Annotated in this window: 21 protein-coding genes and 1 pseudogene; 5 read left to right on the forward strand and 17 right to left on the reverse strand. The window is 45.9% G+C overall.

What is annotated here, in order from left to right; all coding sequences use genetic code 11:
* Position 1 precedes the first annotated feature (1 nt).
* The 3 genes and pseudogenes from DT065_RS08945 to DT065_RS08955 all read right to left on the reverse strand — a co-directional run.
* Entirely contained in the window at positions 2-241 is a 240-nt protein-coding gene (locus DT065_RS08945) for a hypothetical protein (protein WP_114372649.1), read from the reverse strand.
* A gap of 163 nt (positions 242-404) precedes the next feature.
* Positions 405-641, reverse strand: a complete 237-nt coding sequence (locus tag DT065_RS08950) for a YuzB family protein (protein WP_114372651.1) — start codon at positions 639-641, stop codon at positions 405-407.
* Positions 642-912: 271 nt separating this feature from the next.
* Positions 913-1,357: pseudogene (locus DT065_RS08955) on the reverse strand (RNA-guided endonuclease TnpB family protein); the annotation flags it as partial.
* Between the two features lie 495 nt (positions 1,358-1,852).
* Between DT065_RS08955 and DT065_RS08960 the strand changes: the two are divergent.
* A complete protein-coding gene (locus DT065_RS08960) occupies positions 1,853-2,932 on the forward strand; it encodes an NAD(P)/FAD-dependent oxidoreductase (protein WP_114372653.1) in 1,080 nt (359 codons plus the stop codon).
* Positions 2,933-2,965: 33 nt separating this feature from the next.
* Here DT065_RS08960 and DT065_RS08965 read toward each other — a convergent pair whose 3' ends face one another.
* On the reverse strand, positions 2,966-3,268 hold the full coding sequence (locus tag DT065_RS08965) for a DUF1462 family protein (RefSeq protein WP_114372655.1): 303 nt from the start codon (positions 3,266-3,268) through the stop codon (positions 2,966-2,968).
* Positions 3,269-3,529: 261 nt separating this feature from the next.
* Between DT065_RS08965 and DT065_RS08970 the strand changes: the two genes are divergently transcribed.
* Positions 3,530-3,772, forward strand: a complete 243-nt coding sequence (locus DT065_RS08970; RefSeq protein WP_114372656.1) for a NifU family protein — start codon at positions 3,530-3,532, stop codon at positions 3,770-3,772.
* Positions 3,773-3,829: 57 nt separating this feature from the next.
* Here the strand turns inward: DT065_RS08970 and thrB are convergent, their stop codons facing one another.
* The 4 genes from thrB to yutH form a co-directional block, all read right to left on the reverse strand.
* On the reverse strand, positions 3,830-4,753 hold the full coding sequence (thrB, locus tag DT065_RS08975; RefSeq protein WP_227002778.1) for a homoserine kinase: 924 nt from the start codon (positions 4,751-4,753) through the stop codon (positions 3,830-3,832).
* Positions 4,746-5,822: a threonine synthase gene (gene thrC / locus DT065_RS08980; RefSeq protein ID WP_114372658.1), complete on the reverse strand. Its 1,077-nt coding sequence runs from the start codon at positions 5,820-5,822 to the stop codon at positions 4,746-4,748. Before thrC ends, thrB begins: the two co-directional genes overlap by 8 nt.
* A complete protein-coding gene (locus DT065_RS08985) occupies positions 5,788-7,125 on the reverse strand; it encodes a homoserine dehydrogenase (RefSeq protein WP_114372660.1) in 1,338 nt (445 codons plus the stop codon). Before DT065_RS08985 ends, thrC begins: the two co-directional genes overlap by 35 nt.
* A 263-nt stretch (positions 7,126-7,388) precedes the next feature.
* On the reverse strand, positions 7,389-8,408 hold the full coding sequence (yutH, locus tag DT065_RS08990) for a spore coat putative kinase YutH (protein WP_160112477.1): 1,020 nt from the start codon (positions 8,406-8,408) through the stop codon (positions 7,389-7,391).
* Between the two features lie 124 nt (positions 8,409-8,532).
* On the opposite strand from yutH, the gene DT065_RS08995 reads away from it, so the two are divergent.
* The gene (locus DT065_RS08995; protein WP_114372664.1) at positions 8,533-9,015 is read left to right on the forward strand and encodes a phosphatidylglycerophosphatase A family protein; all 483 of its coding nucleotides are present in this window, start codon (positions 8,533-8,535) and stop codon (positions 9,013-9,015) included.
* Positions 9,016-9,063: 48 nt separating this feature from the next.
* Here DT065_RS08995 and DT065_RS09000 read toward each other — a convergent pair whose 3' ends face one another.
* Positions 9,064-9,840 (reverse strand): TIGR01457 family HAD-type hydrolase, encoded by a 777-nt coding sequence (locus DT065_RS09000; protein WP_114372666.1) that lies wholly within the window; start codon positions 9,838-9,840, stop codon positions 9,064-9,066.
* A gap of 7 nt (positions 9,841-9,847) precedes the next feature.
* Complete coding sequence (locus DT065_RS09005) at positions 9,848-10,294, reverse strand: DUF86 domain-containing protein (RefSeq protein ID WP_114372668.1); 447 nt, start codon at positions 10,292-10,294, stop codon at positions 9,848-9,850.
* Positions 10,295-10,420: 126 nt separating this feature from the next.
* Here DT065_RS09005 and glpX point away from each other — a divergent pair, with 126 nt between their 5' ends.
* The gene (gene glpX, locus DT065_RS09010; RefSeq protein ID WP_114372669.1) at positions 10,421-11,410 is read left to right on the forward strand and encodes a class II fructose-bisphosphatase; all 990 of its coding nucleotides are present in this window, start codon (positions 10,421-10,423) and stop codon (positions 11,408-11,410) included.
* Between the two features lie 54 nt (positions 11,411-11,464).
* The gene (locus tag DT065_RS09015; protein ID WP_193550819.1) at positions 11,465-11,746 is read left to right on the forward strand and encodes a hypothetical protein; all 282 of its coding nucleotides are present in this window, start codon (positions 11,465-11,467) and stop codon (positions 11,744-11,746) included.
* Positions 11,747-11,862: 116 nt separating this feature from the next.
* Here the strand turns inward: DT065_RS09015 and DT065_RS09020 are convergent, their stop codons facing one another.
* The 7 genes from DT065_RS09020 to lipA all read right to left on the reverse strand — a co-directional run bounded on the left by DT065_RS09020 (position 11,863) and on the right by lipA (position 19,734).
* Positions 11,863-12,924 carry a tetraprenyl-beta-curcumene synthase family protein gene (locus DT065_RS09020; protein WP_114376212.1) on the reverse strand — a complete coding sequence of 354 codons (1,062 nt, stop codon included), beginning with the start codon at positions 12,922-12,924 and terminating at the stop codon, positions 11,863-11,865.
* Between the two features lie 150 nt (positions 12,925-13,074).
* Complete coding sequence (locus DT065_RS09025) at positions 13,075-13,245, reverse strand: hypothetical protein (protein WP_160112478.1); 171 nt, start codon at positions 13,243-13,245, stop codon at positions 13,075-13,077.
* Positions 13,246-13,486: 241 nt separating this feature from the next.
* Positions 13,487-14,542 carry a type IV pilus twitching motility protein PilT gene (locus tag DT065_RS09030; protein WP_114372673.1) on the reverse strand — a complete coding sequence of 352 codons (1,056 nt, stop codon included), beginning with the start codon at positions 14,540-14,542 and terminating at the stop codon, positions 13,487-13,489.
* A gap of 20 nt (positions 14,543-14,562) precedes the next feature.
* The gene (locus DT065_RS09035) at positions 14,563-16,233 is read right to left on the reverse strand and encodes a GspE/PulE family protein (protein WP_114372675.1); all 1,671 of its coding nucleotides are present in this window, start codon (positions 16,231-16,233) and stop codon (positions 14,563-14,565) included.
* Positions 16,234-16,241: 8 nt separating this feature from the next.
* On the reverse strand, positions 16,242-18,320 hold the full coding sequence (locus tag DT065_RS09040; RefSeq protein WP_114372677.1) for a bifunctional diguanylate cyclase/phosphodiesterase: 2,079 nt from the start codon (positions 18,318-18,320) through the stop codon (positions 16,242-16,244).
* Between the two features lie 205 nt (positions 18,321-18,525).
* Positions 18,526-18,798 carry a YutD family protein gene (locus tag DT065_RS09045; RefSeq protein WP_114372679.1) on the reverse strand — a complete coding sequence of 91 codons (273 nt, stop codon included), beginning with the start codon at positions 18,796-18,798 and terminating at the stop codon, positions 18,526-18,528.
* Positions 18,799-18,813: 15 nt separating this feature from the next.
* A complete protein-coding gene (gene lipA, locus DT065_RS09050; RefSeq protein ID WP_114372681.1) occupies positions 18,814-19,734 on the reverse strand; it encodes a lipoyl synthase in 921 nt (306 codons plus the stop codon).
* Between the last annotated feature and the right edge of the window lie 198 nt (positions 19,735-19,932).

Here is a 19,932-nt window from a genome sequence, read left to right on the forward strand (position 1 = left end):
CTCACTTTCGCAGCCGTTCCGTCGCCCAAAAATAATCGTTGTCCGCCTCGGCAATCGTTATTTTAAAATAGCAACAAGGCATAATGATGTCGGTTTTCACTCCATCAAATGCATCGTTTAATTGTTCTTTTTTCATATAAGTGAGCACATTTTCAGCGCCGCAATTCGGACATGCATCAAAATAAATATCATCTTTAATCCGTTCATAAGGCCACGTATTTTCGAAAGGAAGTAATTTCATCACGATTTCCTCCTTCCTGATAGTATAGCGAAATAATCACTGACGTCAATCATTTCGTGTCTTATTTCCCGGGAAATAGTAGAAATTTGTATGAATGTGTCTGTTTTCACAAACAAAGAACATGAAAAAAAGCACGCATGATCAAACACACGCGCTTTCAACTCTATATCATACCTTCTTCTTCAAGAAAAGCATAAATATTGGCGAGCAGATCATCACTATCTGCGCCGGTAATCACTTCACCGTCCACAAGTGCGTAGTCATTTTCAGCACACGTGGTGCAAAACCCGAGACATCCGTATTCGACGACTTCCAGGCCCGGATCTTTTTCTAATGCTTCCAGCACAGGATGGGTTCCGCTAGCCAAGTTACTGACACAGAACTCGACAATGGGAAACATTTCTCTCACCTTTCCTGTTCAAACTTCCATCAGCTTATATGACACATTCCATTGTTATGGTAGCTTCTTTGTGTGTCAGCGTCAATAGAACGGACTTGCAACGTAATTCGATGGAACCCTATCAATCGCAGTGTGTACAAGCCAAAAAAGACAGTATCGCCGGAATGTTTTCTTCCAAAGGAAAAGAATGAAGTTGAACTACTTTACCTTCATTTCTGATGAAATTTGAAGATGGAGATTCCTAAAAACACCCTCGTGACCGAAAGTTTGATTAGACTATCCCCGCAGTCCCTGCGGTTAATCGTAATCGCGTAATGCTTTAATACGAATGTTTTTACTTGCGTTAATATCTCTATCGTGGCGCGTGTGGCATTTGGGACATTCCCAATCACGCAACGCAAGATTTTTAACGTCTTGGTTTCGGTGGTCACAACTTGAACATCGTTGACTGAAAGGAAAGTTTTTGGCCACCGTTATCACCTGTTTCCCATACCATTTTGCTTTATATTCAAGCATGGTGCGAAAACGAGCCCAACTTACCTCACTAATCGCTTTGGCTAAGTTATGATTTTTCATCATATTCGATTCTTGCAAATCCTCAATTCCGATCATGTCGTGGTTTTTGACAATGTCCGTAGAGATTTTATGCAAGTAATCATGACATGCGTCTTCAATTTTCCATAAAGTCGCGCAACTTTCATGCGCTGCTTATGCCAGTTTCCATCTGAAATGTTTCTTCGCAACCCATATTCACGTTTTTTGTCTACCAAAGGTGCGTTGAGCCTTTATCGTACTCCGAGTTCGCATTTTCTCCCATCAGGGTTCGTTAGAGCCTTTATCGCACCCCAGATTCACTTTTTTTTGCCTCTGAAAGGTGCATTGAGGTGTGTTGAGGAAGCGCGTAAAAGCGATTTTCAGCTAATGTCGTGGTACCATGAATCATTTCACCAAAATAAGTTCCTCACCCGTCTACTTACAATTAAACTTCCCGTGTTTTATGTTCATTCCCGCCCATCCCTAGTCTACTTCTTTGTTTCTTCAAAACATTCTCTTCTTTCCTCTTATGTACCGCTAATGTTGTCTTCTATCCACTTAATCGTTATAATTTAAGAAGTGTGTGCATGAACGTCTCTCAACAATATTTATGCTTTTGGTATATTTTTTGCAACACTGAGCGTACTCGTGCATTTTTACAAAAGGAGTCCATAAGCATGCGAAAACTTGTAATATTGGGCGGCGGCTATGGCGGCATGAAAGTGATGCAACAATTGAACGCCAAAGACTTGCCCGACGATTATGAAATCGTTCTTGTAGATAAACTGCCCTATCACTGCCTTAAAACCGAATACTATGCATTGGCTGCAGGTACGGAATCGGATCATGAAATTCGTGTACCTTTTCCAAACCATGTTCGCCACCACTTCGGCACCGTACAAAGCATTGAGCTCTCTGAGAAAAAAATAACATTAAGCACAGAAACTGATAATGAAATCTTGGAATATGACAAACTCGTGATCGGACTTGGAGGGACGGACAAGTATCACGGTGTCCCGGGCGCGAAAGAACATACATTCAGCATCCAAAGCATGGAAAATACTCGACGTACATATGAAGCCATTAGCAACCTCCCACCTCATTCCAGTGTTTCCGTTGTTGGCGCTGGGCTGTCGGGGGTGGAATTAGCCGCAGAATTACGGGAAAGCCGACATGATCTTAACATCCGACTTTTCGACCGTGGCGAAACCATTTTACCGATGTTCCCAAGACGACTGAGTTCATATGTAACCTCCTGGTTTCAAAAACATGACGTGCAGATCGTTAGCAATTCCAACATTACACGCGTGTCTGCCGATGCGCTCTATAACCATGAAGAACGGGTCAAAGCCGACGCAGTAATTTGGACTGCAGGTGTACAACCTTCTAACGTTACCCGTGCATTGGACGTTGAAGTGGACGATAAAAAACGCACCATCCTTACTAAACATCATCACATTCCAGGCTTTCCTGATGTTTTTGTCGTCGGAGACTGCGCCAGTCTCCCTCACGCCCCAAGCGCACAACTTGCGGAAAAACAGGGCGAACAAATTGTGGATATCCTGAAATTGCAATGGAAAGGGGAAAAGCTTCCGGACTCCATGCCTGAATTAAAATTAAAAGGCACGCTTGGTTCCCTCGGAAAGAAAAAAGGGTTCGGTACGATGATGGGAGAAAAAGCTGCCGTCACCGGCCGTGTCGCCCGGCTCTTAAAAAGCGGTGTCTTATGGATGTATAAATACCATTCCGGCGTTTAATCATACAGCTCACCCAACCAATGGGGAGCTGTATTATTTAACTAAATGATCAATTTTTGTATAAATATCCTTCACTTTCGGATTCCCTTCGGCAACAACGTCTCCATTAATTGTAACAAGAGGGTAGATCCGATCTTCTTCCAGCATATGCTGGGCAAATGCCTCATGCCCTGCTTTCGGATACTCCATGTCGACATATTCAAACGCCAACGGTTGGTTTACATATTTCCTGGTTAGCAGTGCTTCCAACCACTCTTTTGTCTCCCATGCCGACGGTAAATTTACGCAACTGGCACATTTTTTCTCAGCGCCGTAAACGGTGATGATTATTGACATATCAATGCCCCCTCCCCTATACTCATTGTACAATGAGTATAGTATAAAGTGAAACTTAGGCAATTTTCAGCGGCCAAGGGTGGAAAAGGATTTTCAGGAAACAAAGAATCATCTTCATCTTCAGACTTCCGATCATTTGAATCCTGGAATGACGGGCGCTTAACCCCGGGATAAAAACCCCTTTTTTAGAAAGATAAGTCCCCATCATAGATTTTTAACGTGCTGGGTATTATAATGGATAGTAAGAAAGGAGTGTTTGCTATGACAGAGGCAGTAGAAGACATCACCGGACAAGTACGGGAAGTACTCGAAAAACTTCGCCCATTCCTTCTTCGGGACGGTGGCGACGTCGAATTGGTCGAAGTGGAAGACGGCATTGTGAAGCTACGTTTAATGGGCGCATGTGGCACCTGCCCATCCTCAACGATCACATTAAAAGCCGGTATTGAGCGGGCACTCACAGAAGAGGTGCCCGGCGTCACGGAAATCGAACAGGTATTTTAGACCTTATAAAAAGCTCCGACATCTTCTTGTCGGAGCTTTTTTGTGCAGATTTCTTATTCAAAGCGAAGCGACGGATTTTTCAGAAGGATCATAGACCTCAACGCCACTGATCGCGGGATGGGCTGTTTCAACATGATACTGGGCATACTTCTCCTGTATCGCGGCCGCAATTTCCTTTCCCCGCCCCAAGGGAGCCAGACACAATACTGTTGGCCCTGCTCCACTTAATGCAGCTCCGTAAACACCATAATTGCTAACATCTTGAAGGGCTTCAGAAAGGCCGGGAATTAACGATCCCCGATAAGGATGATGATAACGGTCATCGCCCATCATTTCCCCGACGAGGGGCCAGTTTCCGGTTAACAAGGCCGCCACCAGCACATTTCCACACGCCCCCGCTTGCACCGCGTCCCGATACTCCAACGTTTCCGGCAACACTTCCCTTGCTTCCGAGGTGAGTAACTCATCGCCGGGGACCATTAAAACAAGATCCACATCCGGAATCGATCGGTTAACGATTCGTGTCTTGGTATCCGTATGCATGCCAATGGTCAAACCGCCGTACAAACAAGCGCCCACATTGTCCGGATGTCCTTCCAAAACACTTGCAAAACGTAACTTTTCTTCTTTTGTTAAATCCATATTCAACAGACGATCAGCAAGTTCAATCGCCGCGATGATGGCCGCGGCACTGCTTCCAAGTCCGCGTGCCAAAGGGATATCTGACGTCATATGCACGTGGCACGGAGGGAGTGCCTTTTTTCTTGTTGCGGCCATTGCGCGCGCGACTTTGTAAACCATGTTCCCTTTCCCTGACGGGATCCCTTCAAGCTGAGGGGACGAAGTTGTAAACGTCCAATTGCTCGCGTCATAAACATCTAACGTCAAGTAACGATCAACTGCCAAACCAATCGAATCAAACCCCGGGCCCAGGTTTGCGGAACTAGCCGGCACATGGATCGTCATCCGCTTTTCACCCACGGGAGCCCACCCCCTCCTTCTGGTGCAAATGGGAAAGGAACGTTTTGGTCTCGTTTGGAATTCGAATCGGATCGATATCGTTCGTATCAAGTGCTGTCGCCGGGTCTTTCAGGCCGTTGCCCGTCAGTACACAAGCGACCGTACTTCCTTTTTTAATCTCTCCGGATACGATTTTCTTTTTTAAGCCCGCGAGCGAAGCACAGGAGGCAGGCTCTGCGAAAACACCTTCCGTTTGAGCGAGACCGCGATAAACAGCAACGATTTCCTCGTCCTTAACGGCATCAAATCCACCCCCCGCTTGCTTCACGGTTTCAAGCGCGACTGACCAACTGGCAGGGTTGCCGATCCGGATCGCCGTCGCCAATGTCTCGGGGTCCTGAACCGCGTTATTTTGGACAATCGCGGCTGCTCCTTCTGCTTCAAAACCGAACAACTGCGGCTGACCTGTGCCATTGGCCGCATCGTATTCTTTAAATCCCTTTCCGTAAGAAGTGATATTTCCTGCATTCCCGACCGGGATACAAAGCACATCCGGCGCTTTGCCAAGTGCATCACAAATCTCAAACGCTCCTGTTTTCTGTCCTTCTACCCGGTAAGGGTTTACGGAATTGACGAGCGTCACATCTTCTTTTTCGCTTACATCGCGAACCATGTCCAGCGCCTGATCAAAATTCCCTTCGATTTCAAATACTTCCGCTCCGTACATGCTTGCCTGGGCCAATTTCCCGATCGCTACTTTTCCTTCCGGAATGACGACAATCGTGCGTAACCCCGCGCGCGTTCCATAGGCCGCTGCCGCTGCAGATGTATTGCCTGTCGATGCGCAAATGATAGCTTTGCTCCCCGCTTCTTTTGCTTTCGCGACCGCCATTACCATCCCTCGGTCTTTAAAAGACCCGGTTGGATTTACGCCTTCGGTTTTTACATATAAATTTACTCCCCATTCTTCCGACAATGTCGGTAAATGGATCAGAGGCGTATCTCCCTCGTGCAGGCTAAGCAAAGGCGTCGCCGATGTCACCGGCAAATAATGTTTATACGAGTGCAAGATCCCTTTGTTCGGGGACATCGGCTTCTCCTCCTTCGACGCGATAACGACTTTTTACCTTCTCTACGACATCCAGATCAGCTAAATCGTTCGTGATTTGTTCAAAAGTCGTACGATTCGTTTCGTGGGTAACCATGACGACTTCCGCCAATTCTTCAGAGTCCATGGGCAACTGAATAAGCTTTTCAAAACTTACTTTGTTTGACGTAAAAACAGATGTGAGGGTTTTAAACGCTCCCGCTACATCATGCACATGAAGACGAATGAAATATTTTGCACGAATGTCTTCTTCTTTCTTTAAAACGGTGTCTTCTTTGTCTGCAGCATTCACCTGTGTGGCAGCTGTCCCCAAGCGGATTTGGCGGATCACACCCATTACATCAGAGACCACTGCTGTAGCGGTCGGGAGCGAACCTGCACCCGGGCCGTAGAACATCGTTTCGCCGACTGCTTCCCCATAAACATAAACCGCGTTATATTCATCGTTGACGGAAGCAAGCGGATGATCTTCAGGGATAAACACAGGCTCTACAGACACCTCGATCCCTTCATCGCTTCTGGAGGCAAGACCGATCAGTTTTAGCGTATAGCCCAATTGTTGACCGAAATCGATATCTTCTGCCGTCACCTCAGTCATCCCTTTAAGGTAAACTTCATCCAATTGCACGGAAGCCGAAAACCCAAGTCGCGCTAAAATAACCATTTTACGAGCCGCGTCCAACCCTTCCAAATCAGCGGTAGGATCACTTTCGGCAAACCCTAAATCTTTCGCCTGTTGTAACGCTTCATCGTAGCTAAGCTCTTCTTTTGTCATCTTCGTGAGCATATAATTGGTCGTGCCGTTTACAATCCCGATCATTTTTGTAATTCGATCGGAGGCCAACCCTTCGGTAAGCGACCGTAAAATCGGGATACCTCCGGCAACACTTGCTTCGTAGAGAAATTCCGCGTTATTCTCTTCGGCAAGAGCCAAGAGTTCATCTCCATGCAAAGCAATCAAATCTTTATTCGCGCTCACGACATGCTTTTCATTTCTTAACGCTTTTTCAATGTATTGTTTTGCTTCCTCGATTCCGCCCATCACTTCAATGACGAGATCGATGTTCGGATCGTCCAGCACTTCTTCCGCCTTCGTTGTCACCATTTCTTTGGTGACGTTCCCATCGCGTTGTTTTTCCAAATCACGAACGAGCACCTTGCGAACGGTTATGTCCGCGGCGCCCGTCTTCGCCATCAATTCTTTTTTATGATGGTTTAGAATATGAATAATTCCGTTTCCCACCGTTCCGAGCCCCAATAACCCGATTTCGATGTTGTTTTTCATTTGAAATCTACCCCTTTATCCTCCACAGCTATTGTTCATATGAGAAATACAAATGTCTTTTTCCTAAGGACATTATAGTGGTTCTTTGTAAAAATAACAAGGGGAAAATACGCTATTCAAGCTTTTTACATAAAAAAATTTAGGGGCGTTAACGGAGTGAAATACAGTTTTCAGAGACCGGAGATCGGAATACCGGCCTCCGACAATCTGATATCCGGAAAGGCTTCCGATGTCTGATCTCCGTAATAACAGCCATTAACCTTCTATTGAATGAACGCAAATGCACGATCTCTCGTAAACCATTGGCCTTTCGATGCTTCCGGGAGTGCATCGAGCAAACATTGCGCCGTATGCTTCATGTAGCTTTCTTCATGTTCCAGTACCTGTTCAAATTTTTCCTCGTCCACGTCCGCACGGACTTCTTTTGTTCCTTCATTCAGGTAGTGCTCTTCCATTAGCTCCACATAGGTTAGCGGGAATAAAAGCCTTGCTCCAACGAGCGCCCACATTGGGGGTTGAAGCGGTTGGCCACGCGTATACGCTTCAAGAAAATCGGACGCGAGAGACAAATCATCTTGTTCATAACAATAGCGAAGGCACTCCCCTACATCTCGGGCAGGATGGTCATAAACGAACGACAGGGGGAGTTTCACCTGCGTGCGGTTTTCATCTGCAACCATCCATGCCCCCGGCTTGAAACGCGTATGGTTAATTGTGCCCATGGAGGGGGACAACGTTTGCTCCATTCCCTCTTCCACAAGCCATTGCATTGCTGTCTCCGCTCGCCCGAGATAATATGGAAACGTATATAAAAATTGTTGGTCAAAGGCTGTTTTTTGCAATCGTTGATCAATGGTTCGATGAAAAGCCTCCAACTGTTCGATTCTTCTTTCCCAAAAGGAAAGCCATCGACCATATAAGTGGAGATCATTCACCTCGGGAACCCAGCCTTTACCGAATTCATGCATCATTGCCAACGTCTCTCCTTCGGACAAGCCTGACCGATCCTCTTCCTCCGGGAGCTGAAAAAGAAGCTGCTGCACTCCATCGACACGGGTCACTGCGTTGCCGCCCATATCGGGAACAAGGTCGGTAATCTGGGGGACCCCCCTGGCTTTCAACCGTTTCGCCCATTCCAATTGCACCCATAAGTGATCATGCCGGCGCAACGAAGGCATTAGGACGTAATATTGACTGCCTGACCGAAAACCTTCGTATTGACCAAATTGATACTTTTCGTCACAATAAAGTCCATACTGGTCGTAAACATTCTTTTCCAACATTCCAGGCACCCCCATCTTCCTACCAGTGTATGGCAGAGGGGATCAATCTAGTCATCGCATGAACATACAGTATTGGTAAGAAATATCAAATAAACTGTAGGAGACAGGAAGGGAGCGAACCACAATGATATCAAAAGAAATAGCTGTCCAAACCCTAGAGGAGAGAGGCGTCACCGTTAACGATATCGCCGAACTCGTCTATGAATTGCAAGCCCCTTATATCGATGACTTAACGAAAGACACGTGCGCGGCTAACATCATGGCCGTACTTGGCAAGCGCGAGGTACAAAACGCTTTATTAACCGGAATCGAACTCGACCGTCTTGCCGAAGAAAAAAAATTAAGTTCCCCGCTGCAAGAAGCGATAGCTGCCGATGAAGGGTTATATGGTATCGACGAAATTATTGCCTTGGCAATCGTAAACGTATACGGGTCGATCGGGCTCACAAATTTCGGTTATGTGGATAAAATTAAACCGGGAATTATTGCCGAACTTAACAACCATGAACAAACAAAGTGCCACACCTTTCTCGATGATATCGTGGGGGCAATGGCTGCAGCTGCATCCAGCCGTCTTGCCCACTCCAGCAAAGGCGTTGAAGGGTAGGCTGCGGTTGCAAGCTTCCCCTTAAAATGGCAGGCACATTTGCATGTTTCATCGCTCGAGCAGAGAGACATCCAGATTTGGAACGGAAAACGTGGGCTGTTTCTCTTTTTCGGCAAGGGCTTCCCTCGGTGTTACCCCGGTACCGACATGTAAGGTGGGAACGCCGGCGCGAAGGCCCGCAACAATATCCGTATCATAATTGTCACCAACGAGCAGTGTTTCGGTTTTTCCGGTTTTTAATATGGATAGCGATTGCTCTACGATCCACTGCTCCGGTTTCCCGACAAACGTCGGCGTGGAGTCGCTTGCTTCGGCAACCGCGGCAACAATTGCTCCATTCCCCGGCATATACCCATCTTCCATCGGGATGGCTTTGTCTGCATTTGTGGCGAGCAGCGTCGCGCCATTATAAAGGGCGCGCTGCGCTTTCGCCAGTTTGTCATATGTAAAGAATCGATCCACCCCAACGATCACAGCATCGGGGTTTTGGTCCGTGAAAAGCACCCCAACCTCTTCCAACGCGTGGACAAGCCCCCGCGATCCAATCACATAAGCACGTATGGGCAACTGCCAATGTTCACGCACGTATGCTGCCATGGCCAGACTGCTCGTATAGATATGCCCCGAGGTCGCCGGCACATTCATTCGCTTAAGCTTTTCAGCAATTTCCGTTGGTGTCCGAGAGGAGTTGTTGGTTAAAAATATATAGGGGATTTTCCGATCAGCGAGGGCTTGCACAAAGCTGACACTTTTTTCAATAACCTCTTTCCCCTTATAAATCGTTCCGTCCAAATCCATCATAAAACCGCGATACGATGATAACATGTGTTCCTCACCTTTCATCGGGCAAGAATGCCGATACCGGTCCGAGCTCTTCTTCTAAATAAACCCTTACCGCGTTCGGAAAGTATTCCATTTCTCGTTCATGTGTACGTAAAATTGCTTCGAGCTCACCGTGATTGATATTCAAGTAATCGTTTACGAGCGTCTTCCGCCAAACGAGGACGGTCTGTAACGCGTTGGCCATCTGTTCTCCGATCACCTTCTCATCCTCAAGAACATTTATAATATCGCTATATCCACCGGCGTCCCGCATGATAAAACCGTCAATCATTTGATTTCCTACATCAATCATTGCTTCCAGCCAACTGTGGGTCATGCGTTCCAGCGCCAATTTTTCCAAGGGGTCTGCCCATTCATTTTGGCCACGAAATGTCCTTAGCAATTTTTCCAGATATTGAAGCCTTTTTTCAAGCAACGTCCGATCGACAAAATACATACTTCTTCACCTCTCAGCCTTCTTATACCCCAGTCTAACACAATGTCGAACCGTGAAGAAAAAACGTTTTGAAGGCCCCATCAAGAGTGTTAGGATTAAAGATGATCAAAATGGAGGAGATTAGATATGGAGCGAGAATTAGCGTTGGAATTGGTTCGCGTCACCGAAGCGGCCGCACTTGCGAGTGCTCAATGGCTTGGACGCGGCAAAAAAAATGAAGCAGATGATGCGGCGACAACTGCGATGCAATCAATGTTCCAATCCATCCATTGCGATGGGACGGTTGTGATCGGAGAAGGAGAAATGGACGAAGCACCCATGCTCTACATTGGTGAAAAAATAGGTAACGGGCAGGGGCCGGAAGTGGACATCGCCGTTGATCCGCTGGAAGGGACGAGCATCGTAGCCAAGGGGCATCCGAACGCGATGGCTGTTATTGCTATCGGAGATAAAGGAACCCTCTTGCACGCACCGGACATGTACATGGAAAAAATCGCCGTCGGGCCCGAAGCTGCCGGACGCGTTCATTTGGATGATCCCATTGAAACTTCCATTGAAACAATCGCAAAAATGATGAACAAACGGGTGCGCGATGTAACAGTAATGATCCAAGAACGCACCCGACACGAAGCACTCATCGAACGCGTTCGCCAGAAAGGGGCCCGAGTACAGCTTTTCGGCGATGGAGACGTAAGTGCATGCCTGGCAACCGCGACCACAGGCACAGGTGTCGATCTCTTTATCGGAACCGGAGGGGCTGCCGAAGGAGTCATAGCCGCCGCAGCCGTGAAGGCACTCGGTGGCGACATGCAAGCGCGCCTAGCCCCCCGAAATGAAGAGGAAACAAGACGGTGTAAAGAAATGGGCATTGAAGATCCGAACGCTCCTTTGCAACTAAACGAACTTGTTCGGGGGGACGATGCCTTATTCGCGGCCACCGGCGTTTCTACAGGGGAACTGCTCAACGGTGTTCGTTTTCTTGGGGATGATATTGCCGAAACAGACTCCATCGTCATGCGAGCAAAGACACGCACCGTCCGCTCGGTCAACGCCCAACATCATTTGCAGCATAAGCCATCGTTTCTTCCAAGAATTGAACCTGGGAGCGATGAATAGGCCAGCTGCTCTCCGACCATAGTAAAAAAACTTGGTTGCGAGGGAGTGAAAATAATGGCCGGAAAAAATAACAAACAGGGCTATCGTGATTTTGAATCGGTAGAATCACACGAGAATGAGCTAACAGCAGAGGAGTTAACGGAGGGTCCTTATGGCGCACCATTCGAGGGAGCCTTCGGCAAATCTTCTCCATGGAAACCCGAACAGCATATGACCTCAGCGTTCACGTATGAAAATCGCGAATTACACGCCGGTGGGGGTCGTATTTTTCCAAATACCCAAACCCACAAGGTCCACTCAAGCGAAGACGAAGATAACGATGTTGACCGGAAGTAAGGACTCAATGGTCCTCACCGACGAAGGGTGAGGACCATTAAGTCCTAAAAAAGACAAAAATGTCTAAAACATTATTAAGAAGAAACACGAGGTGAGCCGGCCATTACAGGCACCACTTAGGAAGTTTGTCTGGCTACTTTTCCCCGGTTTAGGTAAAAGAAAGCCGTCGGCAAGCCACCAAAGCGAATAAACCGTTTTGCCGTTCGTTTCAATTCCTTATTTTCCTGCACTTTTTTATCCGAGAGATACAGGGCGAGCAACCCTTTGTTGATCAGCTGATGAAATTTTGCGTCAGGCAATTGCTGAACGCTGTGTTCGGCATTCTCTTTGATGTACCGAAAACGTTCCACCATTTGTTCTTCGTTTTCATAGTAAAAGACAAAATTCAAATCCCCTTCTTGCCGATCCTCTTCTTGATCAATGAAATAATCAAGCATGATATGGAGGCCTTGGACCCAAGGGAAATAGGCGTCCTTGATTTCTTCCACTTCTTGAGCAATCAGTTTCCGTTTGGACGCATAAGCAGCGAGACAAAAAATACCAAGCGTGGACCCGGCGCAAGCGGAAAATTCATACCATGTCATGGGAGGAAGCGCCTGCTTATGTCTTGCAAACCAGTCTTCTAACTTTTCCTCCCGCTCCCTTTCATCGATATGTTTGTATACTTGCAAGTCACAATAAACAGCGGATAATTGCCGCATGGCATCCTGCGCATCCATAAAGCCGGGGAGCGTTTTTAAAACATTCTGGCATGTCGTAACGAGCGAAGCTAAATATCCGCCATCCTCCTGCTCATCGCGAAACTCATAATAGTTATCCGGCGTCTCTCCCGGCGTTAAGGCATGGTACATGGAACGATGGAGAGAGCGAAAATCCCGTTCTTCCAAAGATGTGCTTCGATCGCAAAGATTATCCAGGTAATCGCTGATCGTTTGATAAGCGACGATAAAACGTATCACATCACGACGACGGTTATCGGTGGCCAATAACCCATAGATCGTCCCGCCTTCGCAGTGGAATGCTTTCGACTCAAGGCTCGCCAGCGCTTGCTCCCGCAATTCCGTATCCGGAATTTCATCGGCTTTTTTCTTCCATTCATTTAAATACTCATGCGCAGCAGGAAGCGTCTCCTGTCTGATTTTATATAACAATGTCCACGGTTTTTTCGGCACCTTCAACATTAACACCCCTTCTACGCACTAAGTCTTATCATCTTCTACGTATAGCATACCTAACAACAAATGAATGGGCAAGATGGAAATCAGCTGATTATTCTAAAACTCCCTTCTCATGCGAGTGCAAAAAAACCTTCATGGTTGTTTTCGAGACTAATCCAAGTATCCCTGAAAAGAATCAACATAATACGTCGTTAGTGTCAAATTGACATCGACGACTTCGTCACTATCCACCTCATCCACTAGATCTTCAGGATCTTCATCTTGTTCCATAGTCTCTCCAACAGAGATATCAAAATGATCGACTTGGATATAACGATTCACATCATGCACACCATCTATGAAATCTTGAAATTGGGAGATACTCCCGACCATCTGTAAGTGGAAGCTGACAGTTTGACCGGCTTCCCCATCACCATGTTTAGTTCCTTGTTCAGAATGCTTTCTTTTTGCTCTTTCAATTCAACAATGTATTTTCCTTGCTCCAACAACTGTTTTCTGGCTTCATCTCTATTCATTGAAGATAATTTGCCTTTTTCCCGGTTCCCAGACATACGATCGACCGTTACATATTCAAAATCGATACATCATGCCCCCTTCCAATCATCCCCTCTTTAAAGGTATCCCGAGAAATAATACCCTGATCTAACAATTGTTGAAAGGCCATTTCTATCGTTTGCATGCCATATTGTCGGCTGGTTTCCAAGATACTTTTCAATTGATGAATTTTATCGGAACGGATGAGGTTTGCCACCGCATAATTATTAACGAGCACTTCCATAGCTGCCGTTCGTCCATCGTTTGTTTTTGTGGGCAAAAGCGATTGTGAGACGATTCCGGCGAGAACAGCGGCCAATTGGATGCGAATTTGTGATTGTTCCGAACCGGGGAAAACATCGATGATCCGATCCACGGTCTGGGGCGCATTTACGGTATGTAACGTAGCCAAAACGAGATGACCGGTTTCTGCAGCCGTCAAAGCCGTCTGAATCGTTTCCCGATCGCGCATTTCTCCGACGAGAATGACATCCGGATCCTGCCTGAGCGCCGCGCGCAACCCTTGAGGAAAACTGCGGGTATCTTCCCCGATTTGTCGTTGGTTCACGAGCGACTGTTGATGGACATGCATGTATTCAATCGGATCTTCCAAAGTAATAATATGCCTTTTCATGTTGCGGTTCATATCATCAATTATAGCGGCCAACGTCGTTGTTTTCCCGCTCCCCGTTGGACCGGTAACAAGGACAAGTCCCTGCGCACGCTCGGAAAAACTTTTGATCAATGTCGGAAGCCCGAGGTCTTCCATTTGCGGCGGCGCGTTCGGGATCATCCTTAAAGCAAGCCCGATAGAACTTTTTTGTTTATATACGTTGCAACGAAAGCGCCCGTATCCTTTTAACTCATAGGAAAAGTCCAGTTCTCCATCCGTTAAAAATTTTTTATACTGCTCCTTTGATGTCATTTCTTCTGCTGCGGTAGCCGTATCCTGAGCCGTTAACGCCACATCCCCGGTTGTTTCCAAGAAGCCGTTAAGCCGAATGACAGGGGGATGTCCAACGGTTAAATGAAGGTCTGATGCCTTTTTATCATGGGCAAAAGCAAGCAGTTGTTTAATGTTCATTGGCTTATTCCTCACTCACTTCAGTCTAAAGATACACGGTAGATCTCTTCCAATGTGGTCTTGTCTGCAGCCACCTTCTGCAAGCCGTCCTCGAACATGGTAACGAAGCCTTGTTCAGCGAGATATTCCCGGTAGGAGTTATCCGGCTTCTTCATTGCCACCATTTTCCCTAAATGGTCATCAACCTTGAGTACTTCGTGGACGGCTATACGCCCTTTATAACCCGTTTGATTACAGGACGGGCAACCTCTTCCTTTTAGTACATCATTCATTTCGATGCCGAATTTTGAAAAGATGTCTTTTTCATTTGCACGCATTTCTTGCTTCTCGGCACAAATAGGACATACACGGCGCACCAGTCGTTGGCCGACAGATCCGATAAGCGCGGACGTGATCAAAAACGGTTCGATACCCATATCGATTAACCGGCTGATCGAGCTGGCTGCATCGTTCGTATGTAACGTACTCAGCACGAGATGACCGGTCATGGCGGCTCGTAAGGCAATTTCAGCCGTTTCGCGATCCCTTATTTCCCCAACCATTATAATGTTCGGGTCTTGCCTCAAAATCGTGCGCAAGCCCTTGGCAAAATCGAGACCGATAGCAGCATTCGTCTGAATCTGATTAATTCCTTTTAGCTGATATTCCACAGGGTCTTCAATCGTAATAATGTTCGTATCCTCTGTATTCAACCGTTGCAAAGCAGCATATAATGTACTCGATTTCCCGGACCCTGTCGGCCCCGTCACCAAAACAAGGCCGTACGGACGACTGATCATCTGATTAAACAAGTTCTCTTCCGAAAATCCTAGTTCGTCAATTCCTCCGATGGTTCGAGACAAATCGAGGATTCTGAGTACAATTTTCTCCCTGTGAATCGTGGGCAATAACGACACTCTGATATCAATTTGTTTGTAATCAATGGTCATCTGAAAACGTCCATCTTGCGGAAGACGGCGTTCAGCAACATCGAGATTGGACATAATTTTCACTCTCGCCGTTACGACTGGGTGCATATTGGCGGGGACGATCCTTTCTGTTCGCAAAAACCCGTCCACGCGGAATCGAATGGCCGTCTCCTCTTCCTGTGGATCAATATGAACATCACTGGCTGACTCATGAACCGCTTGCGCCATAATTTGATTCATCATTTGCGCCGCCGGTGAATCATCCGAATTTTGTTTCGTAAGTTCCTCTGCGTCTTCAGTCAGATCTTCGGTGTATTCCTGCATCATACGGTTGATCGATTTCTGCATGCCGAAATAGCGGTTAATAGCGAGAGCGAGTTCTTCTTTTTTTGCAATGACCGGTTGGATGTCAAATCCGGTGCTCAAACGCATGTCGTCAATGGCGTGGTAATTCAACGGGTCAGCCATGGCCACAACCAGCTTGTTTCCCTTTTTGCTCATCGGCAGTACTTGATATCCTTTGGCCACTTCTTCGCTGATCAGATTGAGGATGCCCCGGTCAATCTGTTGTTTGTGCAACTTGACATGAGGAATGCCCAGCTGGAACTCAAGCACTTCCACCAGCCTTTGTTCATCGATAAATCCCAATGCCGTTAATTGGTCGCCTAGACGCAATCCCGAATTTTTTTGTTCCGCAAGTGCTTGAGAAAGCTGCTCTTCTGAAATCACGTTCACTTCAACCAACAGATCGCCCAAACGTTTATGCTTCTCTCTTGGGGTCATGGCCCGAGTCACTCCTTGCTACCCAAATATTTTTCAAATTTCTCTTTGGATAATGGTTTGCTAAATAAAAACCCTTGCCCTTGAAAACATCCATCCTGACTCAAGGCTGATAGCTGCTCCTGCCTTTCAATGCCTTCAGCAACGACCCCTATGTTTAATGTTTTCGCTACTTCTAAAATCGACTTTACAATCGCCTGACTTTCATCGTTTTCATGAATATCTTGGGTAAACGAAGCATCTATTTTCAAGGTATCTACCGGCAAATGTTTAATGTAACTAAACGAACTGTAGCCTGTACCAAAATCATCGATGGATATATGCACACCTAACGCTCTGATTTCCTTAAGGATTTTCAATGAATAAGCCAGATCCGCGAAAATGCTTTCCGTCACCTCTAACTCCAGCCATCTGGGTTCCAATCCGGTATCATTCAATATTTCCTGGATTTTTGCCGGCAAGTTTTGGGTAAATTGTTGGACAGACATATTCACCGATAGTGTTAATGATTTGTATCCTTGATCCTGCCAAGCTTTCGCTTGCTTACAGCCTTCTCGAAGCACCCACTCCCCTATTGGGATGATCAACCCTGTTTCTTCAGCGACTGGAATAAACTTGCCGGGTGAAACGGTCCCCAATTCCGGATGCCCCCAGCGAACAAGGGCTTCCATTCCAAAGATCGCGCCTGTGCAAAGATTCTTCTTAGGCTGATACTCCAAATAGAATAGCTCTTGCTGCACAGCTTTTCTTAGTTCATTTTCCAATATCGACCTTTCTAGGTGTCTTCTTTCCATTTCAGGTTGAAAAAATAAAAACCTCCCCCTCCCCTGTGCTTTAACTGTATAAAGCGCGATATCCGCTCGTTGTAGCAATTCATCAACATCCCGGCCATCTGAAGGAAATAGGGAGATACCAATACTGCAAGAAAGGGTTTGTGAAGTGCCGTTCAGTTCGAAAGGTTCTTTGAAGCTATCTCTAATTCTTTCTGCCACTGCCTCAACTTCTTCGTTGCTGGATATATTCGTCAGCAAAATCGTTAATTCATCCCCGCCTATACGAGCAACCAAATCCGATGGGCGGATGCACTTTCTAATTCGTTTCGCAACTTCAATCAATGTGAAATCACCCATATCATGCCCGTAGGAATCATTAATCGTTTTAAATTTATCTACATCAAGAAACAAGACCCCGAGTTGCGATTGAATCCTTGTCGCCTGATAAATTTCTTTTTGTAAGCTGTCCACGAAAAATCTGCGATTGGGTAATTCCGTCAATGTATCGTGATATGCCAAATGATAAATCGTTTCTTCTGCTTTTTTCCGTTCCGTCATATCCCGAATCACACACACCAGATTTCTGACATCCCCGGCATCATCAAAAATGACGTTGATCCTTGCTTCCACATCGATGTAATTTCCACTCTCTTGTTCAATTCGAAATTCCAACCGAGAAGTTGTTTTCGTAGCAAATACATCTTTAATTCCATTAGTAAAAAGATCACGGTCATCTTCGTGGATCCATTGAATAATGTTGCTGGACCTCATATCTTGTCCTAGAAAATCCTTATAGGATGGGGACACATACAAAAGGTTGCCTTCCAGATCAATGATGGAAATGAGATCTGATGAGTTCTCCGTAATGAGGCGATATTTCTCTTCTCTTTCTTTTACCTCTTCTTCCATTTGTTTGCGACGTGTAATGTCATTTCCAATCGATACAAATTTATAGGCTTCTCCTTTTTCATTCATAAAGGGAACGATCGTCATAGCCACCCAATAAAAGGACCCATCTTTAGCTTGATTTCGCAACTCTCCTTGCCAAACGTCCCCGCCTTCAATCGTCTTTCCCATATTTTCAAAAAAATCCCTGGAATGATAAGAGGAATAAATCATTCGGTGATTCTGCTCAAGCAATTCTCCGACGTTATATTTTGATATTTCGCAAAATTTCTCATTGGCATATAACATCCTCCCATCTCCATCCGTGATAGCCAAAATGGAGGAGCGATCCAACGCATGTCTGATGTCGCCAAGCTCTTTCAACACTTTAGGCATTTCTTCCTTGTCCACTTCTATACCTCCGTCCTTCATATTTTTACCTCCATTTATAAAAAATATGTAGACATTAGAATACTATTCCTTTTCATTGTATAGAATTATTTACCTATATGTCAATTGATTAACATTTCCATTTAAGCCTTAAGACATCGTTCTTTCGGTTTATGATGAAATATATCGGTGTACTCTCTCAACAGAGGCTCAAACCACAAAACCATCAGCGTAAACACTGATGGTTTCACGTAACATTTTTCAAGATAAAATACGGACAGTCAAAATTACAGTATTCGAACAGATAGTCATAGATGGTGCTAGCTTTGCTATCAACGTTTGCTTTTTTGTGGTTATCATGGAAAAATCCACGGAGGCGCAATTGTTCATGGCCCCAATCGCCGACGATATAGTCATACTTATTAAGAATTTCACTGTATCGTTTTAAAAAGGCCTCTTCGTCCCATCCGGATTTCCCCTCTTCCACGAGCTCAAATCGTTGCTCATGGGTTTGAACCATCAAGCATCACCCCGCTCACACAGACGCCTCGTTACCTTGATATTTCGCAGCTTCCTGCCATACTTGCGCTTTATTGACCTGCTCATCGGCATGGTAAGAAGAACGAACGAGGGGCCCTGCCTCACAATGACGGAACCCTTTCTGCATAGCAATTTCTTTAAACCGGGCAAATTCCTCAGGTGTATAGTATTTTTGTACATCCAAATGCTTCTTTGTCGGCTGCAGATACTGCCCAATGGTCATAATATCCACATCTTGAGCTCGCAAATCATCCATCACTTCTTCGATTTCTTCGGGCGTTTCCCCAAGACCGATCATGAGGCTTGATTTCGTTGGAATATCGGGATGCAACTCCTTGGAATAGCGGAGAAACTCCAAAGAACGATCATACGTCGCCCGCGCTCGAACTTTCTTCGTTAAACGCCTAACCGTTTCAACGTTATGGTTTAATATATTCGGCCGTGCTTCCATGAGCGTTTGCAAATTGTCATGCAATCCCATCATATCCGAAGGCAACACTTCAATCGTCGTGAGCGGATTGCGACGTCGGACAGCGCGAATGGTTTCTGCATAAACCCTTGAACCTCCGTCTTTCAGATCATCGCGGGCAACAGCCGTAATGACGACATGTTTCAAACCCATTTGTTCCACGGACTCGGCCAAGCGTTCCGGTTCGCCCCAATCAAGTTCATTGGGAAGGCCGGTTTTCACCGCACAGAATCGGCAACCACGTGTGCATACATCACCGAGGATCATAAATGTGGCGGTTTTTCTCTCCGCCCAACACTCATGAATATTCGGGCAACGTGCTTCTTCACAGACAGTATGTAGTCTTTTTTCGCGCATCATCTTCTTGAGGCCTGTATAGGATTGATTTGTATTTAACTTTATTTTTAGCCAATCCGGCTTGCGAATATGTTCTTCTTTCTTCCCCACTTGATCACATCCTTTATCATTACTTTAACATACCACCGGTACGGTTCCAAATATAGCAGATGGTGGATTTTCCCTATAAAAGACAAGATTGGTGCTTATAATTTTGAGAAATTGATACAAAGTAAAAGAAAGTCGCTGATCTACTGAAACGGCTGCTAACGGTATCCTTCATAACAAACGAAAAAATCAGAGAGGAGA

Source organism: Salicibibacter kimchii, assembly GCF_003336365.1.
In the GTDB taxonomy this organism is placed as follows: Bacteria; Bacillota; Bacilli; order Bacillales; family Marinococcaceae; genus Salicibibacter; species Salicibibacter kimchii.

Bases quoted from the DNA above. Each gene is read 5' to 3' on its own strand.
- glpX (WP_114372669.1), top strand. From the start codon at position 10,421: ATGGAGCGAGAATTAGCGTTGGAATTGGTTCGCGTCACCGAAGCGGCC.
- DT065_RS08970 (WP_114372656.1), top strand. From the start codon at position 3,530: ATGACAGAGGCAGTAGAAGACATCACCGGACAAGTACGGGAAGTACTC.
- DT065_RS08945 (WP_114372649.1), bottom strand. From the start codon at position 241: ATGAAATTACTTCCTTTCGAAAATACGTGGCCTTATGAACGGATTAAA.
- DT065_RS08960 (WP_114372653.1), top strand. From the start codon at position 1,853: ATGCGAAAACTTGTAATATTGGGCGGCGGCTATGGCGGCATGAAAGTG.
- thrC (WP_114372658.1), bottom strand. From the start codon at position 5,822: ATGTCCCCGAACAAAGGGATCTTGCACTCGTATAAACATTATTTGCCG.
- DT065_RS09040 (WP_114372677.1), bottom strand. From the start codon at position 18,320: ATGAAGGACGGAGGTATAGAAGTGGACAAGGAAGAAATGCCTAAAGTG.
- DT065_RS09045 (WP_114372679.1), bottom strand. From the start codon at position 18,798: ATGGTTCAAACCCATGAGCAACGATTTGAGCTCGTGGAAGAGGGGAAA.
- DT065_RS09030 (WP_114372673.1), bottom strand. From the start codon at position 14,542: ATGAACATTAAACAACTGCTTGCTTTTGCCCATGATAAAAAGGCATCA.
- DT065_RS09000 (WP_114372666.1), bottom strand. From the start codon at position 9,840: ATGTTATCATCGTATCGCGGTTTTATGATGGATTTGGACGGAACGATT.
- DT065_RS09005 (WP_114372668.1), bottom strand. From the start codon at position 10,294: ATGTATTTTGTCGATCGGACGTTGCTTGAAAAAAGGCTTCAATATCTG.
- DT065_RS08985 (WP_114372660.1), bottom strand. From the start codon at position 7,125: ATGAAAAACAACATCGAAATCGGGTTATTGGGGCTCGGAACGGTGGGA.
- yutH (WP_160112477.1), bottom strand. From the start codon at position 8,408: ATGTTGGAAAAGAATGTTTACGACCAGTATGGACTTTATTGTGACGAA.
- DT065_RS09015 (WP_193550819.1), top strand. From the start codon at position 11,465: ATGGCCGGAAAAAATAACAAACAGGGCTATCGTGATTTTGAATCGGTA.
- DT065_RS09035 (WP_114372675.1), bottom strand. From the start codon at position 16,233: ATGACCCCAAGAGAGAAGCATAAACGTTTGGGCGATCTGTTGGTTGAA.
- DT065_RS08965 (WP_114372655.1), bottom strand. From the start codon at position 3,268: ATGTCAATAATCATCACCGTTTACGGCGCTGAGAAAAAATGTGCCAGT.
- DT065_RS08950 (WP_114372651.1), bottom strand. From the start codon at position 641: ATGTTTCCCATTGTCGAGTTCTGTGTCAGTAACTTGGCTAGCGGAACC.
- DT065_RS08995 (WP_114372664.1), top strand. From the start codon at position 8,533: ATGATATCAAAAGAAATAGCTGTCCAAACCCTAGAGGAGAGAGGCGTC.